Source organism: Rhodococcus sp. 14C212 (assembly GCF_011058195.1).
GTDB lineage: Bacteria > Actinomycetota > Actinomycetes > Mycobacteriales > Mycobacteriaceae > Rhodococcus > Rhodococcus aetherivorans.
Map to the genome: position 1 here is coordinate 1 of NZ_JAALEH010000006.1, position 22,553 is coordinate 22,553.

The window sequence follows — 22,553 nt, forward strand, 5'->3', positions numbered from 1 at the left end:
GTCGTCGTCGCTGCGGCCGCGGCCGAGCCCGGACAGGCCGGGCCGGCGCGTCGCCCCGACGGCCTCGACCGCGACGGCGTCGACGATCAGCGGCCGGTCCATGAGGAAGGAGTAGGTGCGCCGGTGCACGGCCTCGAACTCCGCGGTCATCGTCGCCGGGTCGGCGAGCGCGACGGGCACGGACGTGTCGGTGCCGTCGTAGCGCAGGTGCGCCCGGAAGGCCACGTCGATGCGTTCGATGGGCACGTCCTCGTCGAGCAGTTCCGCGCGCGCCGCGGCCTCGAGTTCGGCGGCGACGTCGCGCAGCCGCGGCATCGCTTCGGCGTCGAGTTCGACGACGACGGACTGCTCGCGCATCGCGGTGGTGTCCGCGAGACCCATGCCGAGCGCGGACAGGACACCGGCCAGCGGCGGCACGAGGACGGTCTGGATGCCGAGCGAGTCGGCCACCGCGCAGGCGTGCTGCCCGCCGGCGCCGCCGAAGGTCGTCAACGCGTACTCGGTGACGTCGTGTCCCTTCTGCACCGAGATGCGTTTGACGGCGTTGGCCATGTTCGCGACCGCGATCTGCAGGAAGCCGGCGGCGACCTCCTCGGGGCTGCGGTCGTCGCCGGTCGCCTCGCGGATCTCGGCGGCCAGGGCAGCGAACCGGGCCCGCACCGTCTCGTCGTCCAGCGGTTCGTCGCCGCCGGGACCGAACACGTGCGGGAAGTGCGCGGGCTGCACGCGGCCGAGCATGACGTTGGCGTCGGTGACGGTGAGCGGCCCGCCGCCGCGGTAGCAGGCCGGGCCGGGGTCGGCGCCGGCGGAATCGGGCCCCACCCGGTACCGGCTGCCGTCGAAGTGCAGGATCGAGCCGCCGCCGGCGGCGACGGTGTGGATGTCCATCATGGGGGCACGCAACCGCACCCCGGCGACGACGGTGTGGAAGACGCGCTCGTATTCCCCGGCGAAGTGCGACACGTCCGTCGACGTGCCGCCCATGTCGAACCCGATCACCTTGTCGAAACCGGCCAGCGCCGACATCCGGCTCATGCCGACGATGCCCCCGGCCGGACCGGAGAGGATCGCGTCCTTGCCGCGGAAGTGCATCGCCTCGGTGAGCCCGCCGTTGGACTGCATGAACATCAGCCGCACGCCCGGCAGTTCCGCGGCCACGCGGTCCACGTAGTGGCGGAGCACGGGCGAGAGATACGCGTCGACGACGGTGGTGTCGCCGCGCGGCACGAGTTTCATCAGCGGGCTGGCGACCGCGGACAGCGAGATCTGCCCGAAGCCGAGGCGCTCGGCGAGCTCACCGATCGCGTGCTCGTGCTGCGGATACAGGTGGCTGTGCATGCACACCACGGCGACGGAGTCGATGCCGTCGTCGCGTACCTGCCTCAGGTCCCGTTCGAGCCGGTCCAGGTCGGGGGCACGCAGCACCGTGCCGTCGGCCCGGATGCGTTCGTCGACCTCGATCACCCGCTCGTACAGCAGCTCGGGCAGCACGATGTTGCGCTCGAAGATCCGCGGCCGGTTCTGGTAGCCGATGCGCAGCGCGTCGCGGAAACCGGCGGTGATCACCAGGGCGGTCCGGTCGCCCTTGCGCTCGAGCAGCGCGTTGGTCGCGACGGTGGTGCCCATGCGTACCTGCTCGACGAGGTCGGCGGTGACGGGTTCGCCGGCGGGCACCCCGAGCAGCTCCCGGATCCCGGCGACGGCCGCGTCCCGGTACCGGGACGGGTTCTCCGACAACAGCTTGTGGGTGACCAGGGCGCCGTCGGGCCGGCGGGCGACGACATCGGTGAAGGTGCCGCCGCGGTCCACCCAGAACTCCCAGCGCCCGGGTGTCCGGTCTCGTTCGCTCGCCTGCTCCGCTGTCGCCATGACAGCAGGTTAGCCACCGCGACCGGGACGGCCCAGACCGCCGCACCCGGACTCAGGCGGTGACGGCCGCGGCCCTGTCCGGGGCCGGCGCGGGCGCCCCGCGTCCGGTGCCGCGCCGGGCGCGGGCCGCGCCGATTCCCCGGCACGCGAGATAGATGACGAACGCGATCGCCGTGATGAACGCCGAGACCGGCACGCCGGGCGCGAGGGCGAGCAGGATCCCGCCGACCGCGGAGACCTCCGCGAAGATCACGGCCAGCACCGTCGCGGCGAGCGGCCCGCTCGCCACGCGCGCGGCTGCGGCGGCCGGGGTGATGAGCAGCGCCATCACCAGCAGGGCACCGACGATCTGCACGCCGAGGGCGGCGGTGATTCCGACCAGCACGGCGAAGACGATGGACAGTGCCCGCACCGGCACCCCGCGCGCGGCGGCGACCTCGGGGTCGGTGCTGGCGAACAGCAGCGGGCGGTAGATGAACAGCATGGTGCCGATGACGCCGACGGCGCAGGCGGCGAGCAGCGCGATGCCCGTGCCGCCCGGCGCGACGATCTGGCCGGTGAGAAGGGAGAACGCGGCGCCGGTGCGGCCGTCGTAGGCCCACAGCAACAGCACGGCCAGACCGAGCCCGAATGCCATGACGACACCGATGACGGAGTCGCGTTCCCGGGCGCGGGTGCCGAGGACACCGAAGAGGACGGCCGCCACCACGGCCCCGAACACGGCGCCGAGCCCGACGGAGACGCCGACGATCAGGGCCGCGGCGGCGCCGGTGAGCGAGAGCTCGGAGGTGCCGTGCACGGAGAATGCCATCTGACGGCTGATCACCAGCGGCCCGATCACGCCCGCGAGCAGGCCGAGGATCGCGCCGGCGAGCAGGGCCTGCTGCACGAAGTCGTACTGGAGCAGGTCGACGGTGGCCTGCACGTCGAACATCCGGCCCATCGCGTCGGTGAATTTGCTGCTCAATGCTGATCCTCGTGATGGTCGTGGTGGACACCCTCACCCGGGCGCAGCCCGCCGGCGCTGCCGAGCGCGTCGATGGCGTCGCCGGTGCCGACGACGACGAGCCGGCCCCGGATCTCGAGGACCTCGACGTCGGTGCGGTACAGCTCGGAGAGCATCTCGGAGGTCATCACCTCGGCGGGGGTGCCGATGCGGAACTGCCCGTCGACGAGATACAGCACCCGGTCCACCAGGGGCAGGATCGGGTTGATCTCATGGGTGACGAACAGGACGGCGGTGCCGTGTTCGCGGCGGCGGCGATCGATGAGGGACGACACGAGGTGCTGGTTGGCCAGGTCGAGGCTGAGCAGCGGTTCGTCGCAGAGCATGACCCGCGGGTCGCCGACGAGGGCCTGCGCGATGCGCAGCCGCTGCTGTTCGCCGCCGGAGAGGGAGCCGATCGGGGCGTTCGCGTAGGTTTCGGCGCCGACCTGCCGGATCGCGGCGTCGACGGCGCTGCGGCGGGTCTTCCAGTAGCGCAGGCCGGTGCCCCAGCGATGGCCGTCCACGCCGAGCCCGACGAGGTCGCGGCCGCGCAGGGGCACGCCCTCGTCGAGCGACTTCTGCTGCGGCACGTAGCCGACGTGCGAGTTGCCCGTGCGGGCGGGCGCGCCGGCGATCGTCGCGGTGCCACCGCTGAGGGGTAGCTGACCGAGCAGGACCTTCAGCAGCGTCGACTTGCCCGCCCCGTTGGGGCCGAGCACCGCGACGAACTCGCCGGGCTCGACGGTGAGATCGAGGCCCCGCCACAGGACGCGGTCGCCGAAGGCCATGCGGGCGTCGCGGAGCTCGACCGCGGCAGTGCGGCCGGCGGGCGTCGCGGGTGCGTCCGGTGCCGCGGCGGTGCCGCCCGGGGTGACGTCGGCCGGTGTGGTCACGGGAGTGATGTCCTTGCCCTGCTCGAAGGGTCAGCGGGCGGCGTCGAGGGCGGCGGCGAGCGCCTCGGCCGTCTGCTTCTGCCACTGAATGTAGTCCACGCCCGCGGGCAGGGTCTCCGTAACTTCGACGACGGGGATACCCGCGGATTCGGCGGTCGCCCGCATGTCGCGGCTGACCTTGTCCTCGGTCTGCGGGTTGTGGAGCAGGATCCGCACCTGCTTGTCGAGGAGCAGCTGCCGGGTCGCGGCGATCGCGGCGGGCGACGGGTCGGTGCCGTTCTCGACGGCGTTGGTGAAGTCGGCGGGCGTCCGGTCCTCGAGCTTCGCGGACGTGACGAGGTAGTAGCCGATGGATTCGGTCTGCGCGACGGGGGTGTTCGCATGCGCGGCGGCGATCTCGGCGGTCACGTCGGTGACCTCGTGCAGCTGCGAGTGGAAGGCCTCGGCGTTGGCGCGGTAGGTGTCGGCCCCGGCCGGATCCAGTTCGGCCAGACGGTCGGCGACGGTGTGCGCAACGGCGTCCGCGGCGGCCAGGTCGTACCAGACGTGCTCGTTGATGCCGCTGTGGTCGTGCCCGGCGTGCGCGTCGCCCTCCTCACCCTCGTGGGTCTCACCCTCGTGGGTGTCGCCCTCGGGTGCGGTGCCGGCCGAGTGGTCGTGGCCGTCCTCGAGGTCGCTTCCGGTGCCGGACTCGAACAGCGCGAGGGCGTCGACCGTGGCGGTGTCGGTTCCGGTGGACTCGAGGATGTCGTCGACGAACTGGTCGTAGCCGCCACCGTTGTAGACGACGAGGGTGGCGTCGCTGACGGCGGCGGCGTCGGCGGGGCTGGCCTCGTACGAGTGCGGGTCGGCGGACGGCTCGGTGATCAGCGACTGCACCTGGGCGCGGTCCCCGGCGACGGCCTGCGCGACCGCGCCCCACACGTTGGTGGAGGCGACGATGCGGATCTCACCGGCGTCGGTGCCCGCCCCGCCCCCCGAGTCGCTGCCGCAGGCGGCGAGGGTGAGCGCGGCGGCGCAGGTCAAGCCCACGGTCGCGGTGGCGGCGCGCATTCGGCGGGGCAGTCGCACTGTTCCATCTCCTGTGATCACGGTCGGCCGGACGGCCGGGGATGTGCGCGGTTCCCACCTTATTGGAAACCGTTACCGTTCCACTTTAGCGGATGTCCGGATCGGCGCCCATCCGGCCCGATTCGTCGGGACGGCGCGGACCCGCTACCGTCCGTTCATGCCCAGGTCTCGTCAGCCGCGTCCCCAGGCCACCCTGGCGTCGATCGCTGCCGAGCTGAAGATCTCCCGCACCACCGTCTCCAACGCCTACAACCGGCCGGACCAGCTGTCCGCCGAGCTTCGCGAGCAGATCCTCGAGGTCGCCAAGCGTCGCGGCTACGCCGGTCCGGACCCGATGGCCCGTTCCCTGCGCACCCGCAGGGCCGGGGCCGTGGGCGTGCTGCTCACCGAGGCGCTGAGCTACTCGTTCCGGGACCCGGCCGCGATGAGCTTCCTGTCCGGCCTCTCCGAATCCTGCGAGGCCGCCGGCGAGGGCCTTCTGCTCATCCCCGCCGGACCGGAACGCGACGAGGAGGAGGCGGCTCAGGTCGTGCACGGCGCCGCGGTCGACGGCTTCGTCGTCTACTCGGTTCCGTCCGACGATCTGTATCTCGCCGCCGTCCTCGAGCGGAACCTGCCCCTGGTGGTGTGCGACCAGCCCCGCGGTATCGCGAGCGCGCCCCTGGTCGGCATCGACGACCGAGGCGCGATGCGCAGGCTCGCCGAGCACCTCATCGCCCTCGGCCACCGCCGGATCGGGGTGCTGTGCATGCGACTCGGCCGCGACCGGCACGACGGTGTCGTCGATCCCACCCGCTTCGAGTCCGACCGCTTCCACGTCCAGCACGAGCGGATCCTCGGGGTGCAGGAGGCCCTGCGCGCGGCCGGCCTCGACCCCGCGAGCCTCACCGTCGTCGAGCGCTACGCGCACACCGCGGAGGACGGCGCGTCCGCCGCCGCGCAGGCGCTGGCGGCGAACCCGGCGATCACCGCCCTGATGTGCACCACCGATGTCCTCGCGCTCGGCGCGCTGGCGTGGGCACGCAGCACCGGCCTCGAGGTCCCCGGACGGCTGTCGATCACCGGCTTCGACGGGATCGGCGAGGCCCTGCGCGAGGGCGTGACCACCGTGCGCCAGCCCCAGGAGGAGAAGGGCCGGCGCACCGGTGCCCTGCTCATGGCCGCACCGTCACACTCCGGGGTCGCGACGGCGGAGACCCTTGCCACCGAACTGCTCATCGGCCAGACCACCGGCGTGCACGACGAGACGTCGATCTACGCCGAGTGATCGACGGCCGACAGCGTCCGATCCGCCGCCGGCGCCGCCGCCAGCAGCTGGGCGCACCGCAGCAGCCCGAGGTGGCTGTACGCCTGGGGATGGTTGCCGAGTGACCGCTCCGCCACCGGGTCGTACTCCTCGCTGAGCAGCCCTGTGGGCCCCGCCGCGTCGACGAGTTGGGCGAACAGTGCCTCCGCTTGCGGACGGGCACCGACGAGGAGGTATGCCTCCACCAGCCACGCCGCGCACAGGTGGAAGCCGCCCTCGGTTCCGGGCAGGCCGTCGTCGTGCAGGTAGCGGTACACCGTCGAACCGCTGCGCAGCTCCGCCTCCGTCGCGACGACCGTCGCGTGGAACCGCGGGTCGTCGGGGTCGATGAGCCCGGACAGGCCGATGAACAGCGTCGCCGCGTCGAGATCGGTGCCGTCGTAGGCCGCGGTGTAGGAGCAGACGTCCTCGTTCCAGCCCTTCTCCAGCACCTCCTCCGCGATCTCCGCGCGCAGGCCGGCCCAGTTGTCGCCGGCGGTGCGCCCGAACTTCTCGGCCAGCGTCAGCGCCCGGTCCACGGTCAGCCAGCCCATGACCTTCGAGTACACGTGGTGGCGCGGGTTGTCGCGGATCTCCCAGATACCGTGGTCGGGCTCGAACCAGCGGCATTCCACGGCGGTGACCATGGCGCACACCAGCTCCCAGTCCCGGTCGGTGAGGGCCTCATCGTGCGGGACGCCACGCTCCTCGCGGCGGTGCGCCAGCGCCGAGATCAGGTCCACGATCGGGCCGAACACGTCGAGCTGGACCTGCTGGCTCGCGGCGTTGCCGACCCGGACGGGCCGGGAGCCGGCGTAGCCGGGCAGCGTGTCGATGACCGCCTCGGGCGGCAGCGCGCCCCCGGCCAGCGTGTACAGCGGGTGCAGGCGCTCGGGGCCCGGCACGGTGTCGAGCACCCGGTGCACCCAGTCCAGATAGGCGTCCGCCTCGGCGACCGACCCGACGCTCACCAGGGCATGCGCGGTCAGGGCGGCGTCGCGGAGCCAGCAGTAGCGGTAGTCCCAGTTGCGGACGCCGCCGATCTCCTCGGGCAGCGACGTGGTCGCGGCCGCCATGATGGATCCCGTGGGTGCGTGCACGAGGCCGCGCAGGGTCAGCGCCGACCGCTTCATCAGGTCCCGCTTGAGCGGCGGCAGGTCCAGGCCCGCCGCCCACTTCCACCAGTACTCCTCCGCGGACGCGCGCCGCTGCACCTCGGCGACGGGGTGCGGGCCGATATCATCGGTGCCGCAACGGAATTCGAGGATGATGTCGCCGTCGGACGGATCGACGACGGCGTGCGCGGTCTGATGGGCGCCGTCCGTGGTGATGTTCCACTCGACGCCGGGGGAGCGCAGGACGTACGGCTCGTTGAATCCGAGCACCCGCAGGCCGTCGGCCACGGGCTCGAGCCCGACCTGGCCCTGTCCGAACTCGGGGCGCGGGGCGAACGTGACCACCGCCTTGGCCTTGCCGGTGATGACCCGGGTCAGGTCGGTGCGGCCCGGTTCGACGTCGTGCGGAAGGTAGTCGATCACCGCGAGGCTCGCCCAGCGGGTCACCACCGTCATGGTGCCGTCGATGTAGCGCTGGCTCAGGGGCAGGGCCTCCCGGCTCGGGCCGATGGTGAAGTGCCCGGCCGGTTCGCCGCCGAGCAGATGCGCGAACACCGCCGCGGAATCCGGCTCGGGGTGGCACAGCCACGTCACCGTTCCGTCCGGGGTCAGCAGGGCCTTCGTGCGCGGGCTCGCGAGCATCGTCAGCCGCTCGATCGGGCAGGCCTCCGCGCCCGAGAGCCACGTGCGGCGCTGGTCGAGCAGGAACGCCAGCGCGGTCGCGACGTCCTCGACCGTGCCGATCCGGTACTGCGCGGCGGTCTCGCCGTCCCCGATCTTGACACCCACGTCCGGGCCGTGGAGGGAGGCGAAGGCCTTCTCGTCCGTCACGTCGTCGCCGAAGAAGACCGCGGCGCTCGCCGATTCCTGGTGCCGGATGATGTCCAGCGCGTGGCCCTTGTCGGTGGGCACGACCGCCAGTTCGATGACGGCCTTGCCCTCGGTGACCTGCACACCCGGGTGCCGGGCGAGGTCGCCGCGGACCAGCGACAGTGCCTGCTCGGCGTCGGCCGGGTCGGCGTTGCGCACGTGCAGCGCGGCGCTCGCCGGCTTCGCCTCGACGTGCACGCCGTCGTAACGGGCGGCGATCGCCTCGAGTTCGGCGACGATGTCGCGCAGCAGCTGCCGGGCGTCGCTGTCGATGGCGTGGACGAAGCCGATGTCGAACTCCGAGCCGTGGCTACCGACGAGCTGCACCTCGGCGGGCAGGCGGGACAGGGCCGCGAGATCCTTCAGGGCGCGACCGGAGATCACGGCTGCGGCCGTGGACGGCAGGCCGGCGAGCGCGCGCAGGGCGCGGACCGACTCGGCGTTCGGGAACGCCTTGTCCGGATCCGAGACGATCGGCGCGACGGTCCCGTCGTAGTCGGAGGCTACGAGGAGCCGCGGGGTCCGCGCCAGCGCGACGAGGGCGCGGCGCAGGTCGATCGGGAGGTCTTGGGCGCTCACTCACTCAAAGGTAGGTGATCCGGCGCCCGGCGTCGTCTCCCCTGTCCGGTTCGGGACGTGTTTCCCGTTACAGTTCCGCGCCTCGCGGCGCAGGTCAGCCTTCCTGGACCGGAATCGAGGCCGGACGCTGCGAGCCGTCGCCGAGCAGCAGCTCGACGGTCAGCTCCAGCCGGCGCGCGACGTCGGTCGCGGACGAGCGCCGCGTCAGCCACGCCACGAGGTTCGAGAGCCACACGTCGCTGATGACGCGGGCGATCGCCAGTTCCTCCTCGGTGGGCTCGCCCTCGTTCATCGCGCGGGCGAACAGCCGGTCCATGAGCAGGCCGACCTGATCGACCTCGGCGGCGGCCGAGGCGTCGGCGAACATGAATGCCCGGGTCATGGCTTCGGTGAGCAGCGGGTCACGCTGCATCGCCTTCGTGATCAGGCTCAGGATCAGCTGCATCCGCTCGAGCGGCGTGTGGCCCGGCGGGATCTTGCCCTTGCCCTCGATGCGCGCGAACTCGCGGCCGAGGGCCGAGACGAGCAGGTGCACCTTCGAGGGGAAGTACCGGTACAGGGTGCCGACGGCCACGTCGGCCTTCTCGGCGACGGAGCGCATCTGCACGGCCTCGTACCCACCCTTGGAGGCGAGTGCCAGGGTGGCGTCGAGTATCCGCTTGCGCCGTTCCTTCTGGGCGTTGGAACTGAGATCGTCCTCGGTGAGGGCGGTCAGAGTTCCGCCGCCGGTGGAACGTGAGCGGGACGATGTCGTCATCGAGATGTCTTCCTCTGCCTTGACTCTGAACCGGCTGTCATATTAGAACACGTTCTAGGCATCGTGTCATTCCCGAAAGGCGGAAACCCGCTGTGAGCATTGCCACCACCGAGGAACAGCAGGCCGCGCAGGCCTCTGTGCAGGCCTGGGCGCGCGCCACAGCGCCGATCCAGAACCTACGCGAACGACCGGCGACCGTGTGGCGACCGGGGTGGGAATCGCTCGCCGAACTCGGAATCCTCGCCGTCGCCGTGCCCGAGGCCGCGGGCGGCGCCGGCGCCGGCGTCGTCGACCTGGCGACGATGCTCGAACAGGCTGCGCACCACCTCGCGACCGGCCCCGTCCTTCCCACCGCCCTGGCCGCACTCGTCTTCGGCCGCGCCGCCGGCACCGACGGCGCCAAGTGGACGGAACTCCTGGCCGAGGGCGCCCTGCCGACCGCCGTCGCATTGGACGGCGCGCTCACCGCGACGACGCGGGAGGGCGGGTACGACCTCGACGGCGACGCGGGCCCGGCGCTCGGCGGTGAGCCGGGCGTCGCGGTCCTGGTCCGCATCGGCACCGACGGCGGGACCGAACGCTGGGCGCTGCTCGAGGCCGACACCCCCGGACTGAGCCTCGAACCCCTCGACACCCTCGACAAGTCGCGGGCGCTCGCCCGCGTGCGGTTCGCCGGCGCCGCCGTCACCACCGACCGGGTCGTCTGCCTCCCGGCAGGCCAGGTGCGCGACCTCGCCGCCACGCTCGCCGCCGCCGAACTGGCCGGCGTCGCCGGCTGGGCCCTGGCCACGGCCGTGGAGTACGCCAAGATCCGCGAACAGTTCGGCAAGCCCATCGGCTCGTTCCAGGCGATCAAGCACCTGTGCGCCGAGATGCTCTGCCGCACCGAGAAGATCCGCGCGGCGGCCTGGGACGCCGCCGTGGCGGCCGACGCGGCTCCGCACGAACTGCCACTGGCCGCGTCCGTCGCGGCCGCCGTCGCCCTCGACGCCGCGGTGCAGAACGCCAAGGACGCCATCCAGGTGCTCGGTGGTATCGGCTTCACATGGGAGCACGACGCCCACCTGTACCTGCGCCGCGCCGTCGTCACCCGTCAGCTGCTCGGCGGCTCCACCGCCTGGCGGGCCCGGGTCGCCGGTCTCGCCCGTTCCGGCGCCCGCCGTCACCTCACCGTCGACCTGAGCGCCTTCGACGACGAACGCGCGGGCATCCGCGCCGAGATCGCGCAGCTCCTCGACCGGCCCGGACCGCAGCGGCGGGCCGCGCTCGCCGAGGCCGGATTCCTGGCCCCGCACTGGCCGCCGCCGTACGGCCGGGGCGCGCACGCCGCGCAGCAGATCCTCATCGAGGAGGAACTCGCGGCCGCCGGCGTGGACCGGCCCGATCTGGTGATCGGATGGTGGGCCGTGCCCACCATCCTCGAGCACGGCACCGCCGAGCAGATCGAACGCTTCGCCCTGCCGACCCTGCGCGGTGAGATCGTCTGGTGCCAGCTGTTCTCCGAGCCGGGCGCCGGATCCGACCTGGCGTCGCTGCGCACCACCGCGGAGAAGGTCGACGGGGGCTGGCGCCTGCAGGGGCAGAAGGTGTGGACGTCGCTGGCCCAGGAGGCCGACTGGGCGATCTGCCTGGCCCGCACCGACCGCGACGCCCCGAAGCACAAGGGCATCACCTACTTCCTCGTCGACATGAAGTCCGCGGGCATCGCCGTCTCGCCGCTTCGGGAGATCACCGGCGACGCGCTCTTCAACGAGGTGTTCCTCGACGGCGTGGTCGTCCCCGACGAGTGCGTCGTCGGCCCGCTCGGCGGCGGGTGGAAGCTCGCGCGCACCACGCTCGCCAACGAACGGGTCGCGATGAGCGGCGGATCGTCGCTGGGGAAGGCGGTCGAACAACTGCTGGAGCTGGTGGCACCCGGTGACCCGGTCGCCGAGGACCGGATCGGCGGGCTCGTCGCCGAGGCCACGGCCGGTTCGCTGCTCGAGTTGCGGACCACCCTGGCGCAGCTCGAGGGTCAGGACCCCGGCCCGGCGTCGAGCGTGCGCAAGCTGATCGGCGTGCGGCAGCGCCAGGACACCGCGGAGCTCGCGATGGATCTCGCCGGTGCGGCCGGCTGGGTCGAGGGGCCGCTGACGCGCGAGTTCCTCAATACGCGCTGCCTGACGATCGCCGGCGGCACCGAGCAGATCCTGCTCACCCTCGCGGCGGAGCGCCTGCTGGGCCTGCCGCGCGGCTGACGGGTGCTTCCGCCCGCCCTGTCGAGGTGATACAACTAGAACACGTTCTAATCGAAGGTGGAAACGTGGACTTCGCTCGTGACGACACGCAGGAGGCCGTGGCCCAGGTCGCCGTCGACCTGCTCGCCCGCGACCTCGGCCCGGACGAACTGTGGCGCGCCCTCGCCGACGCCGACCTGCTCTCCCTCGCCCTGCCCGCGCGGCTCGGCGGCGACGACCTCGGGATCGCCGAGGTCACCGCACTGCTGACCGAGATCGGGCGACGCGCCGCACCCGTCCCGGCCCTGGCCACCCTCGGCTTCGGTGTGCTGCCCGTCCGGACCCTCGCCACCGACGCGCAGCAGGACGAACTGCTCACGGGCGTCGCCGACGGTGCCGTCCTCACCGCCGCTCTCGCCGAGGTCGGCCGCGCCTTCCCGGCGTCCCCCGCCGCCACGGCGGTACCCGACGGGGAACGCCACGCCGTCACCGGGTACTTCGTCGGCGTGCCCTACGCGGCGACGTCGCGAAAGATCCTGGTGCCCACCGACACCGGGGTGATCGCCGTCGAGCCCACGGCGCCGGGCGTGACCCTGACCGAGAGCCCGTCGTCGGCCCACGCCCCCGAGTGCTCCGTGCGGCTCGAGTCCGCGCCGGGCCTGCTCCTCGGCGACGGGGCCGACCCGGCCGCCGACGTCGCCGTCCTGTACCGTCTCGCCCTCGCTGCCGTCGGCGCCTACTCGGACGGATTACTCTCGGGCGCAACGCAACTCACCGCTCGGCATGTGAGCACCCGGCACCAGTTCGGCAAGCCGCTCGCCACCTTCCAGGCGGTGGCCCAGCAGATCGCCGACGTCTACGTCACCTCCCGCACCCTGCACGTCGCCGCGCTCGCCGCGGCCTGGCGCGTCGCGCAGGACGCCCGCAGCGCCGCCGCGGACGACGACCTCGACGTCACGGCGTACTGGATCGCCACGGAGCTGCCGCCCGCCGTGCGTGTGCTGCACCACCTGCACGGCGGTCTCGGCGTGGACGAGACCTATCCGCTGCACCGCTATTCCTCGACCGCAAAGGATCTGGCGCGCCTGCTCGGCGGCGCCTCGTACCGACTCGACCTCGTGGGGGCCCGGTGTTCATCGATCTGACCGACGAGCAGCGCGCGCTGCAGGCGGAACTGCGACGGTACTTCGCGGACCTGATCTCCCCCGAGGAGGCCGCGATCATGCGCACCGAGCGCCACGGCCCCACCTACCGGGAAGTCGTGCGCCGGATGGGCAAGGACGGCCGGCTCGGCGTCGGCTGGCCCGTCGAATTCGGCGGCCGCGGCTTCGGTGAGGTCGAGCAGCAGATCTTCGTCAACGAGGCCGTGCGCGCCGACGTGCCGCTGCCCAGTGTCACCCTGCAGACGGTCGGGCCGACCCTGCAGGTCTACGGAACCGAGGAACAGAAGCGGAAGTTCCTGCCCGCCATCCTCGCCGGCGAGGTCCACTTCGCGATCGGCTACTCCGAGCCCGACGCCGGAACCGACCTCGCCGCGCTGCGCACCACGGCCGTGCGCGACGGTGACCACTACGTGGTGAACGGGCAGAAGATCTTCACCACCGGCGGCCACGACGCCGACTACATCTGGCTCGCGGTGCGCACCGGCAGCGCCGACTCGAGGCACCGCGGCATCTCGATCCTCATCGTCGACACCAAGGACCCCGGCTTCGGCTGGACGCCCATCATCACCTGCGACGGCGCGCACCACGTCAACGCCACGTACTACAGCGACGTGCGTGTCCCGGTCGAGATGCGCGTCGGCGAGGAGAACGAGGGCTGGAGGCTGATCACCACGCAGCTCAACCACGAACGCGTCATGCTCGGCCCCGCCGGCCGCGTGGGCGGACTCTACGACCGGGTGTTCGCCTGGGCCCGTTCCCGGGACCTGCTCGGCGAACCCGACGTGCGGCGCGGGCTCGGCGAGATCCACGCGACCTTCCGGCTCAACGAACTGCTCAACTGGCAGGTCGCCGCCAGCGAGTCCGAGGCGGTCGACATCGCGGACGCATCGGCCACCAAGGTGTTCGCCACCGAACGCATCCAGCGCGTCGGCCGGCTCGCCGAGGAGATCGTCGGCCGGTTCGGGGATCCCGGCGACCCGGAGACCGCGGACCTGCTGCGCTGGCTCGACATGCAGGTCAAGCGGAACCTGGTGATCACCTTCGGCGGCGGTGTCAACGAGGTGATGCGGGAGCTGATCGCGACGGCGGGCCTGGCCATGCCCCGGGTCCCGCGGTGAAGGAGGACGTGTCGATGAGCGCCGGCGTGCCGGACCCCCACGGCGAGATCCGCGCGGCCGCCGAACGCGTCCGCGCCGAGGGGCCGTCCAAGCCGCGTGCGGGCCGCGACCGGGTGAATCTGCCGCTGATCCGCAACTGGCTCGAGGCGATCGGCGACGAGAACCCGATCTACACAGACGAATCCGCCGCGATCGCGGCCGGGCACGGCGGCCTCGTCGCGCCACCCGCGATGGCGCAGGTGTGGACCATGCGGGGCCTCGGCGCCAAGCGCGAGGAGGACGATCCGCTCCGCCGGATGACGGAGATCCTCGACGAGGCGGGCTACACGTCGGTCGTCGCCACGAACTGCGATCAGGTCTACCACCGCTATCTGCGCCACGGCGAGGAGGTGACCATCGAGTCCACCCTCGAGGACCTCGCCGGACCCAAGAAGACCGGCCTCGGCGAGGGCTGGTTCTTCACCACCCGCAGCGTGTGGAAGGTCGGCGACGAGGTGGTCGCCGAAATGCTCTTCCGCATCCTCAAGTTCGCGCCGCCCACCCGCGGGACCGGCCGAATGTCACATTCCGGCGGTTCAACCGAACCGGTGTCACATTCGGCCCCCACGGTCCCGGCGGACCTCGACCCCACCCGCATGCTGCGGCCGTCGGCGTCGCAGGACACGCAGTTCTTCTGGGACGGTGTCACCGCGCACGAACTGCGGATCCAGCGGCGCCCCGACGGCACGCTGCAGCACCCGCCGGTGCCGGCGCTGTGGCTGGACAAGGGCGAGACGACCGAGTACGTCGTCGCGTCGGGCCGCGGCACCGTCTTCAGCTACGTGGTGCACCACGCGCCGAAGGTGCCCGGGCGGACGGTGCCGTTCGTCGTCGCCCTCGTCGAACTCGACGAAGGCGTCCGTATGCTCGGCGAACTGCGCGGGGTGGACCCCGGCGACGTACGCATCGGGATGCCGGTCGAGGCGATCTTTCTCGACTTCCCGGGCGACGACGAGACCGGCGGCGACCCCTGGACCCTGTACGCCTGGCAGCCGAGCGAGGAGCGCGCATGAACGCGGGAACGGTCACCGTCGGACAATCCTTGCCGCCGTTGACGATCCGGGCCGATCCGACGTTCGTCGTCTCGACGGCCCTGGCCACCAGGGACTTCCAGGACGTGCACCACGACCGCGACAAGGCGCAGCAGCGCGGGTCGAAGGACATCTTCGTCAACATCCTCACCGACACCGGGCTGGTGCAGCGCTATGTCACCGACTGGGCCGGTCCGCGCGCGGTGCTGAAGTCGGTCTCGCTGCGGCTGGGGGTGCCCTGGTACGCGTACGACTCGCTGACCCTGACCGGCACCGTCGCCGCCGTCGAGGACGACGGCCGCATCACCGTCGACATCGCCGGGAAGAACGGTCTGGGCGACCACATCACCGCGAAGGCCGTCCTCGTGATCGGAGGCACCGCATGAGCGAACTGTCCCGTCGCGCCGCCATCGTCGGCATCGGCGCCACCGACTTCTCCAAGGACTCCGGCCGCAGCGAACTGCGCCTGGCCGCGGAGGCGGTGCGGGCGGCGCTGGCCGACGCCGGTCTGCGCCCGGCGGACGTCGACGGCCTGACCTCCTTCACGATGGACACCAACACCGAGATCGCCGTCGCACGTGCGGTGGGGATCCCGAGCCTGAAGTTCTTCTCCCGCGTCCACTACGGCGGCGGCGCGGCATGTGCCACCGTGCAGCAGGCGGCGATGGCCGTCGCCACCGGCGTCGCCGACGTGGTGGTGGTGTACCGGGCGTTCAACGAGCGCTCCGGTGCACGGTACGGCCAGGTCAACACCGCGCTGTCGGCACAGGTCAACTCCTCCGGCACCGACTACGCCTTCTCCTATCCGCACGGTCTTGGCACTCCGGCTTCGTTCGTGGCGATGGCCGCCCGGCGCTACATGCACGACACCGGCGCCACCAGCGCGGACTTCGGGAAGGTCGCCGTCGCGGCCCGCCGGCACGCCGCGACGAATCCGCACGCCTTCTTCCACGGCAGGCCGATCACCCTCGACGACCATCAGAGTTCGCGGTGGATCGCGGAACCGCTGCACCTGCTCGACTGCTGCCAGGAGTCCGACGGCGGCGTCGCGCTCGTCGTCACCACGACCGAACGGGCGCGGGACCTGCCCCAGCCGCCGGCCGTGGTGGCGGGCGCCGCCCAGGGCAGCGGGCCGGACCAGTACATCATGGCCAGCTACTACCGTGACGGCCTGACGGGACTGCCCGAGATGGGCATCGTCGGCCGCCAGCTGTGGGAGCAGTCCGGCCTCGGTCCGCAGGACGTGCAGACGGCGGTGCTCTACGACCACTTCACGCCGTACGTGCTCATGCAGCTCGAGGAACTCGGGTTCTGCGGGCCCGGCGAGGCGAAGGACTTCGTCGCCGACGGGGCGATCGAGCTCGGCGGCCGGCTGCCCCTCAACACCCACGGCGGCCAGCTGGGCGAGGCGTACATCCACGGCATGAACGGCATCGCCGAGGGGGTGCGCCAGCTTCGCGGCACATCCGTCAATCAGGTTTCCGACGTGGAGAACGTACTGGTTACCGCAGGCACCGGGGTGCCGACGTCGGGACTGGTGCTGGCGAGGAGCTGAGGGCGGAGGCGTCCGCCCGGACCCGCGAGGATCCGGCAGGACATCACGGCCACGAGCCGACCGGGACGGTATAAGTAGGACATGAATTCCGCCTCACACCCAGGCCGCGGCGACGCGGGCCGCGACGCCGACTGGGACGGACCGGCGCCGTCCATGGCGCCGGCGGACCTGCTGCACGACCCGCCGGTCACCCAGCGCGGGGCGCGCCGCCGCGCCGAGCTGATCGCGGCGGCCCGGGTCGTCTTCGAACGGTCCGGGTTCCTCGACAGCAAGCTCACCGACATCACGCGTGAGGCGAAGTGCTCGACGGGGTCCTTCTACACCTACTTCAACAACAAGGAGGAGGTGTTCGCGGCCGTGCTCCAGGAGGCCCAGGAGGACATGCTGCACCCGGGGATGGGCCGGGTTGCGGGCACCGACCACCCCTACGCGGTGCTCGAGGCCAGCAACCGGGCGTACCTCGAGGCGTATCGCCGCAACGCCCGCCTCATGGTGCTGCTCGAGCAGGTCGCGAGCATCGATCCACGCTTCCGCGAGCTGCGGCGCCGGCGCGGCGAGACCTTCATCCGGCGCAACGCACGCAGCATCGCGGAACTGCAGAAACGGGGCATCGCCGATCCGGAACTCGATCCGATGCTCGCCTCGCGGGCGTTGTCGGGCATGGTCAGCCGCCTGGCCTACTCGACGCTCGCGCTGGGCGACGCCGAGGCGGTGGATTTCGACGTCCTGGTGACCACGCTGACGCGGCTGTGGGCCAATGCGCTGCGGATCCCGGAGCGCGCCGCCGCGGCAACCACTTGAACTCGAGGTCTGATTCAACTAAACAGGGAGGCATCATTCCCGACGAGAGGAACGCCAGTGCACGTCGAAGGCAAGGTCGCCGTTGTCACCGGAGCCGGTAACGGAATCGGCGCCGCACTCGCTGCCCGGCTCGTGGCCGCGGGAGCGCGGGTTCTCGTCGCCGACCTCGACGGCGACGCCGCGCAGCGCGTGGCCCGCGAGCTCGATCCCGACGGCACCGGCCTGGCCCTCGGGGTCGGGGCCGACGTCGCCGACCCCGAACGCATCCGCGCGATCGTCGACCGGGCCGAGGCCGAACTCGGTCCCGTCGCGCTGTACTTCGCCAACGCCGGAGTCGCCGGGGCGGCGGGGCTCGGCGCCGACGAGTCGGCCTGGGACCTCGCGCTCGATGTGAACCTGCGCGCACACGTGCGGGCCGCGCAGCTGATGGTGCCGCGATGGCTCGAGCGCGGCGAGGGCTACTTCGTGAGCACCGCGTCCGCTGCCGGGCTGCTCACCCAGATCGGCTCGGCGACCTACTCGGCCACCAAGCACGCCGCCGTCGGATTCGCCGAATGGCTGTCGGTAACCTACGGCGACAAGGGTATTCGCGTCAGTTGTGTGTGCCCCATGGGGGTGAACACCCAGCTGCTGCACGAGGGGGAGACCTCCGGCGAGGGCCTGGGCGTGGCGGCCGCGCGGGCCGTCACCTCCGCGGGGGCGGTCCTCGAGCCGGCCGACGTCGCGGAGGTGGTGCTCGCGGGGGTCGAGGCCGAGCAGTTCCTGATCCTGCCGCACCCCGAGGTCCTCGACATGTACCGGATGAAGGGCGCCGACTACGAGCGTTGGCTCGCCGGAATGCGGCGCTATCAGGAACGGCTGCTGGCCGGCATCTGACGAGCCGGGAAAACCGCTCGAAACCTGTCGGAGGTCTGTAGCACACTGGGGCGCACATCCGACGACGGGGAGGACTCATGGCCGACGCCATAGTCGCCGAGGGGTTGATCAAGAGGTACGGACAGGTCACGGCCCTCGACGGAATCGATCTGCGAGTCCCGGAAGGGACGGTGACGGCGCTGCTCGGGCCCAACGGCGCCGGCAAGACGACCACGGTGCGGGTGCTCACCACCCTGCTCGTACCGGACGAGGGCCGGGCCACCGTGGCGGGACTCGACGTCGTCGCCGACGCGCGCGCTCTGCGTTCGCAGATCGGCGCCTCGGGCCAGTACGCCGCGGTCGACGAGTATCTCACCGGGTTCGAGAATCTCGAAATGGTCGGGCGCCTCTACCATCTGGGAATCAAGCGCAGCCGCGAACGGGCGCGTGAGTTGCTCGAACAGTTCGACCTGGTCGAGGCCGGGGACCGTCCGGTCAAGGGCTACTCCGGCGGCATGCGGCGCCGGCTCGACCTCGCCGGTGCGCTGGTGGCGCAACCACCCGTGCTGTTCCTGGACGAACCCACCACCGGTCTGGACCCGCGGGCCCGGCTCCAGCTGTGGGAGGTCATCGACCAGCTCGTCGCGCGGGGGACGACGCTGCTGCTCACCACCCAGTACATGGAGGAGGCGGAGCGGCTCGCGGACCGGATCGCGGTGATCGACCGGGGCGTCGTGATCGCCCGCGGCACCGCCGACGAACTCAAGCGCCTCGTCGGCGGGGAACGCATCGAGCTGGGGGTCGCGGACGCCGCCACGATCCCGACCGTGCGTCGCGAGCTCGACGACCTCGCGGTCGGCGGGATCCAGGTCGATGCGGGATCCGGCCGCGTCACCGTGCCGCTCAGCGACACCGGCTCGACAGGCAGCGGCGCCGATGCGCTGGCCACGGCGCTCGGCCGCCTGTCCGCGGCCGGCATCCGCGTCACCGATGTGGCGTTGCGCAAACCGACACTGGACGACGTGTTCCTCGCCCTCACCGGGCACGAGGCGGACGAGAAGATCGAGGAGGCGGTGGGATGAACACGGCTCAGATGATGGTGTCGGACGGGGTCACCATCGCCAAGCGTAACGTCATCAAGATCAAGCGGGTGCCCGATCTCATCGTCTTCACGATGCTCTCGCCGATCATGTTCGTGCTGCTGTTCGCGTACGTGTTCGGCAGCGCGATCCAGGTTCCGGGGATGTCCTACCGGGAGTTCCTCATCGCCGGGATCTTCACCCAGACGGTGATCTTCGGGGCGACCTGGACCGGTCTGGGCATGGTCGAGGACCTGCAGAAGGGCATCATCGACCGGTTCCGTTCGCTGCCCATGGCGCCGTCCGCGGTGCTGGTCGGCCGCACCTCCACCGACGTGCTCATCAACGTGCTCAGCCTGGTGGTGATGTCGCTGACGGGCCTGCTCGTAGGGTGGCGGATCCATTCGTCGTTCGGGGAGGCCCTTGCCGGATACGCGCTGCTGTTGCTGTTCGCCTACGCGCTGTCCTGGGTGATGGCGGTGGTGGGGATGTGGATCCGCACGCCGGAGGTGTTCAACAATGCGAGCTTCATGGTGATCTTCCCGTTGTCGTTCGTCGCCAACACGTTCGTCGACATCTCCTCGCTGCCGCCGGTGCTGCAGACGATCGCGGAATGGAACCCGGTGTCGGCCCTGACGCAGGCGGTGCGGGAGCTGTTCGGCAACACCAATCCGACGATGCCCGTGTCGGATGCGTGGCCGCTGCAGAACCCGATCCTGGCGTCGTTGCTGTGGACGGCCGCGATGCTGATCGTGTTCGTGCCCTTCGCGATCCGTCGCTACCAGAAGGCCGTCAGCCGCTGAGGGACCTTGGTCGACCGCGCTGGGGTCGCGCACGGGCCGCGGCCCCAGCCGTCGAACGCGCCTATGCGGTGATCGTGGCCGGACTGGTGCACTTGCCCCCTGACCCGATGGTCAGTGGGAGGTGTAGTCGTTGATGCCGATGCGGTGGACGTGGATGAGGTCGGTCGAGCCGATGGTGTTCGGGGGTGATCCGGCGACGATGACGACGAGGTCGCCGTGCCGGTAGCGGTCGAGCCGGAGGACGGCGGTGTCGACTTGGCGGATCATATCGTCGGTGGTGCGGACGAGGTCGACGAGGACGGTTTCGGTGCCCCAGGTCAGGGCGGGTTGGTTGCGCACTTCGGGCAGCGGGGTGAAGGCCAGTAGTGGCAGCGGGGTGTGCAGGCGGGCGAGGCTGCGGACGGTGTCCCCGGATTGTGTGAACGCGACGAGGGCTTTCGTGTGCAATCGCTCCCCGATGTCGCGGACGTCGTCCGGCGGACGCACCTCACGCCACCCGCACGCACCTGATGGACTCGGAAAATCATGCCGCAGTACGACTAGCGCGCTCGGGGATGGGTACTCCGGCCGTACCGATCCATGTCGTGGGGAAGGGGCCATGACAGCTGAGAACCAGGGCGACCGAACCGACGTCGACAAGGCGTTGCTCGGGCACGCCACCTATCGCAGCCTCGGCGAACAGCGGCTCTCACCCGCCGAGGAGCGGTTCGAGAAGGGCCGCCGCACGATTGGGCTGTTTCTCGCGCCGCTGATCGCGATCGTCTTCCTCGTCCTGCCGCTCGGCATACCGCCGCAACAGCAGACGTTGGCCGGCGTGCTGCTCGGCGTCATCCTGCTGTGGGTGAGCGAGGCGGTGCCGATCCCGATCACCGGGCTGCTCGGTGTGGCGGTCGTGGTCTTTCTGGGGGTGGCGCCGGCCGACGAAGTCCTCGCAGCGTTCGGGTCGTCGACGATCTTCACTTTCATCGGAGCGTTCATCCTCGCTCAGGCGATGCTCAAACACGGCGTGGCGCGTCGGTTCGCGTTCCGCATCCTGACCCTGCCGCGTGTGGGCCAGTCCACCACCGGGGTGATCATCGCATTCGGCGCGATCACGTGCGGGCTCTCGGCCTTCGTATCCAACACCGCGACCGTCGCGATGCTGCTGCCCACGGCGCTGGGCATCCTCGGCGTCATCGCGAAGCTCATGCAGAACCGCGGCGTCGTCGCACCGGACTTCGACCCGCTGCGCGTCCGGGTGGGCGCCGCGATCATGCTGATGCTCGCGTACGGAGCAAGCGTGGGTGGCCTGTTGACGCCGGTCGGGAGCCCACCCAACCTCATCGGCCGCGGTCTGATCGAGGAGGCCACGGGGGAGCGGATCAGCTTCGGGCAGTGGATGGTGATCGCCATCCCGATCTGTCTGTCGATGTTCATCGCGCTCGCCGTCATCCTGCTGCGCCTGAACAAGCCCGAGATCCGACGTATCGAAGGCGTCGCCGACTACCTGGCGCAGCAGCGCGCGGAAATGGGTCCGCTGTCTCGTGCCGAGAAGAACACGCTCATCGCCTTCGGAGTCACGGTGACGCTGTGGATCCTGCCCGGTGTCGTCGCGGTGATCACCGGTAACGACTCGGACCTCTACAGCACGGTCAGCGACCGACTCGACGAGGGCATGGTCGCGGTCTTCGGAGCGGCGTTGCTCTACCTTCTGCCGACCGATTGGGAGAATCGCGAGTTCACGCTGCGCTGGCGAGACGCTGCGGAGATCGACTGGGGCACGATCGTGCTGTTCGGCACAGGCATCATCTTCGGCTCCCTGCTCGCCGACACCGGCCTCGCCGAGACGATCGGCACATCCGTCGCGAACTCGCTGGGCCTGACGAGCGTCGTCGCCATCACGGTCTTCGCCGTCGTGCTGGCCATCGCCGTATCGGAGACGACGAGCAACACGGCGTCGGCGGCGGTCGTGGTGCCGATCGTGATTCCGGTGGCGGTAGCGGCCGGTGTCAACCCCTTCGTGCCGGCGCTCGCGGCCACGTTCGCTGCGTCGTTCGGGTTCATGCTTCCGGTCTCGACGCCGCAGAACGCCGTGGTCTACGGCTCCGGGGCCGTCCCGATCACCACGATGATTCGAAGCGGGGTGGTTTTCGACGTCGTAGGTGCGATCCTGATCATCGTTCTCCTGCCCTTGACGATCGCCCTGGTCGGCCTCGGCGCTACATGATCGATCACACCGTCGTCGCGTAGGTTGACGTCCGGAGGCTGCACGCGACGGTGGTGGTCATCGATGTCGCGATGCGGTTGCGGGTCCGTGGGTGTAGTCGTCGGCGCCGATGCGGTGGACGTGGATGACGTTGGCGTGCAACTTCGGTTGGGCAGCGCTCGCACCTCATTCAGGAGGTCGGGTCGTCGTTGCCGAGGGAGGCGATCGCTGCGTGCCGCGGCCCTTCCACCCGAAAGAGCCTGAGTGAACGGACCGGAGCG

The 22,553-nt window shown here is 71.1% G+C and carries 18 protein-coding genes and 1 pseudogene; 12 read left to right on the top strand and 7 right to left on the bottom strand.

Annotated elements, in window-relative coordinates; genetic code table 11:
• The 4 genes from G6038_RS04590 to G6038_RS04605 form a co-directional block, all read right to left on the bottom strand.
• Positions 1–1,869 (bottom strand): hydantoinase/oxoprolinase family protein (locus tag G6038_RS04590; protein WP_276613806.1); only part of this gene is annotated, 1,869 nt, incomplete at its 3' end.
• A 52-nt stretch (positions 1,870–1,921) separates the two neighbouring features.
• The gene (locus tag G6038_RS04595) at positions 1,922–2,836 is read right to left on the bottom strand and encodes a metal ABC transporter permease (protein WP_165036140.1); all 915 of its coding nucleotides are present in this window, start codon (positions 2,834–2,836) and stop codon (positions 1,922–1,924) included.
• The gene (locus G6038_RS04600; RefSeq protein WP_206024294.1) at positions 2,833–3,645 is read right to left on the bottom strand and encodes an ABC transporter ATP-binding protein; all 813 of its coding nucleotides are present in this window, start codon (positions 3,643–3,645) and stop codon (positions 2,833–2,835) included. Before G6038_RS04600 ends, G6038_RS04595 begins: the two co-directional genes overlap by 4 nt.
• Before the next feature lie 135 nt (positions 3,646–3,780).
• Complete coding sequence (locus tag G6038_RS04605) at positions 3,781–4,803, bottom strand: zinc ABC transporter substrate-binding protein (protein WP_165036289.1); 1,023 nt, start codon at positions 4,801–4,803, stop codon at positions 3,781–3,783.
• Positions 4,804–4,978: 175 nt separating this feature from the next.
• Between G6038_RS04605 and G6038_RS04610 the strand changes: the two genes are divergently transcribed.
• Positions 4,979–6,088 (top strand): LacI family DNA-binding transcriptional regulator, encoded by a 1,110-nt coding sequence (locus G6038_RS04610; RefSeq protein WP_165036142.1) that lies wholly within the window; start codon positions 4,979–4,981, stop codon positions 6,086–6,088.
• On the opposite strand, the gene otsB is transcribed toward G6038_RS04610, so the two are convergent.
• On the bottom strand, positions 6,076–8,670 hold the full coding sequence (gene otsB, locus G6038_RS04615) for a trehalose-phosphatase (protein WP_165036143.1): 2,595 nt from the start codon (positions 8,668–8,670) through the stop codon (positions 6,076–6,078). The genes G6038_RS04610 and otsB overlap by 13 nt on opposite strands.
• A 94-nt stretch (positions 8,671–8,764) precedes the next feature.
• Positions 8,765–9,427 (bottom strand): cholesterol catabolism transcriptional regulator KstR, encoded by a 663-nt coding sequence (gene kstR / locus G6038_RS04620; protein WP_100057622.1) that lies wholly within the window; start codon positions 9,425–9,427, stop codon positions 8,765–8,767.
• A 92-nt stretch (positions 9,428–9,519) separates the two neighbouring features.
• On the opposite strand from kstR, the gene G6038_RS04625 reads away from it, so the two are divergent.
• The 10 genes from G6038_RS04625 to G6038_RS04670 all read left to right on the top strand — a co-directional run bounded on the left by G6038_RS04625 (position 9,520) and on the right by G6038_RS04670 (position 20,087).
• Positions 9,520–11,664, top strand: coding sequence for an acyl-CoA dehydrogenase family protein (locus tag G6038_RS04625; protein ID WP_165036144.1), 2,145 nt, complete (start codon positions 9,520–9,522; stop codon positions 11,662–11,664).
• Between the two features lie 65 nt (positions 11,665–11,729).
• On the top strand, positions 11,730–12,788 hold the full coding sequence (locus G6038_RS04630; protein ID WP_165036145.1) for an acyl-CoA dehydrogenase family protein: 1,059 nt from the start codon (positions 11,730–11,732) through the stop codon (positions 12,786–12,788).
• Complete coding sequence (locus G6038_RS04635) at positions 12,773–13,924, top strand: acyl-CoA dehydrogenase family protein (protein ID WP_165036146.1); 1,152 nt, start codon at positions 12,773–12,775, stop codon at positions 13,922–13,924. Before G6038_RS04630 ends, G6038_RS04635 begins: the two co-directional genes overlap by 16 nt.
• A gap of 14 nt (positions 13,925–13,938) precedes the next feature.
• Complete coding sequence (locus G6038_RS04640; RefSeq protein WP_165036147.1) at positions 13,939–14,976, top strand: bifunctional MaoC family dehydratase N-terminal/OB-fold nucleic acid binding domain-containing protein; 1,038 nt, start codon at positions 13,939–13,941, stop codon at positions 14,974–14,976.
• On the top strand, positions 14,973–15,380 hold the full coding sequence (locus tag G6038_RS04645) for a MaoC family dehydratase (protein ID WP_165036148.1): 408 nt from the start codon (positions 14,973–14,975) through the stop codon (positions 15,378–15,380). The genes G6038_RS04640 and G6038_RS04645 overlap by 4 nt, the downstream gene beginning before the upstream one ends.
• Positions 15,377–16,549, top strand: coding sequence for a lipid-transfer protein (locus G6038_RS04650; protein WP_165036149.1), 1,173 nt, complete (start codon positions 15,377–15,379; stop codon positions 16,547–16,549). The genes G6038_RS04645 and G6038_RS04650 overlap by 4 nt, the downstream gene beginning before the upstream one ends.
• An 81-nt stretch (positions 16,550–16,630) precedes the next feature.
• The gene (locus G6038_RS04655) at positions 16,631–17,350 is read left to right on the top strand and encodes a TetR/AcrR family transcriptional regulator (RefSeq protein WP_165036150.1); all 720 of its coding nucleotides are present in this window, start codon (positions 16,631–16,633) and stop codon (positions 17,348–17,350) included.
• Positions 17,351–17,407: 57 nt separating this feature from the next.
• A complete protein-coding gene (locus G6038_RS04660; RefSeq protein WP_165036151.1) occupies positions 17,408–18,226 on the top strand; it encodes an SDR family NAD(P)-dependent oxidoreductase in 819 nt (272 codons plus the stop codon).
• Between the two features lie 77 nt (positions 18,227–18,303).
• Positions 18,304–19,287 carry an ATP-binding cassette domain-containing protein gene (locus G6038_RS04665; RefSeq protein ID WP_165036152.1) on the top strand — a complete coding sequence of 328 codons (984 nt, stop codon included), beginning with the start codon at positions 18,304–18,306 and terminating at the stop codon, positions 19,285–19,287.
• A complete protein-coding gene (locus G6038_RS04670; protein WP_010594538.1) occupies positions 19,284–20,087 on the top strand; it encodes an ABC transporter permease in 804 nt (267 codons plus the stop codon). Before G6038_RS04665 ends, G6038_RS04670 begins: the two co-directional genes overlap by 4 nt.
• 111 nt (positions 20,088–20,198) lie before the next feature.
• Here the strand turns inward: G6038_RS04670 and G6038_RS04675 are convergent.
• A pseudogene (locus G6038_RS04675) lies at positions 20,199–20,552 on the bottom strand (pyruvate kinase alpha/beta domain-containing protein); the annotation flags it as partial.
• Positions 20,553–20,685: 133 nt separating this feature from the next.
• Between G6038_RS04675 and G6038_RS04680 the strand changes: the two are divergent.
• Positions 20,686–22,293 (top strand): DASS family sodium-coupled anion symporter, encoded by a 1,608-nt coding sequence (locus G6038_RS04680; protein WP_165036153.1) that lies wholly within the window; start codon positions 20,686–20,688, stop codon positions 22,291–22,293.
• The last annotated feature ends 260 nt before the right edge of the window (positions 22,294–22,553 follow it).

Bases quoted from the DNA above. Each gene is read 5' to 3' on its own strand.
- G6038_RS04600 (WP_206024294.1), bottom strand. From the start codon at position 3,645: ATGGCCTTCGGCGACCGCGTCCTGTGGCGGGGCCTCGATCTCACCGTC.
- G6038_RS04605 (WP_165036289.1), bottom strand. From the start codon at position 4,803: ATGCGCGCCGCCACCGCGACCGTGGGCTTGACCTGCGCCGCCGCGCTC.
- G6038_RS04610 (WP_165036142.1), top strand. From the start codon at position 4,979: ATGCCCAGGTCTCGTCAGCCGCGTCCCCAGGCCACCCTGGCGTCGATC.
- kstR (WP_100057622.1), bottom strand. From the start codon at position 9,427: ATGACGACATCGTCCCGCTCACGTTCCACCGGCGGCGGAACTCTGACC.
- G6038_RS04640 (WP_165036147.1), top strand. From the start codon at position 13,939: ATGAGCGCCGGCGTGCCGGACCCCCACGGCGAGATCCGCGCGGCCGCC.
- G6038_RS04645 (WP_165036148.1), top strand. From the start codon at position 14,973: ATGAACGCGGGAACGGTCACCGTCGGACAATCCTTGCCGCCGTTGACG.
- G6038_RS04650 (WP_165036149.1), top strand. From the start codon at position 15,377: ATGAGCGAACTGTCCCGTCGCGCCGCCATCGTCGGCATCGGCGCCACC.
- G6038_RS04655 (WP_165036150.1), top strand. From the start codon at position 16,631: ATGAATTCCGCCTCACACCCAGGCCGCGGCGACGCGGGCCGCGACGCC.
- G6038_RS04665 (WP_165036152.1), top strand. From the start codon at position 18,304: ATGGCCGACGCCATAGTCGCCGAGGGGTTGATCAAGAGGTACGGACAG.
- G6038_RS04670 (WP_010594538.1), top strand. From the start codon at position 19,284: ATGAACACGGCTCAGATGATGGTGTCGGACGGGGTCACCATCGCCAAG.
- G6038_RS04680 (WP_165036153.1), top strand. From the start codon at position 20,686: ATGACAGCTGAGAACCAGGGCGACCGAACCGACGTCGACAAGGCGTTG.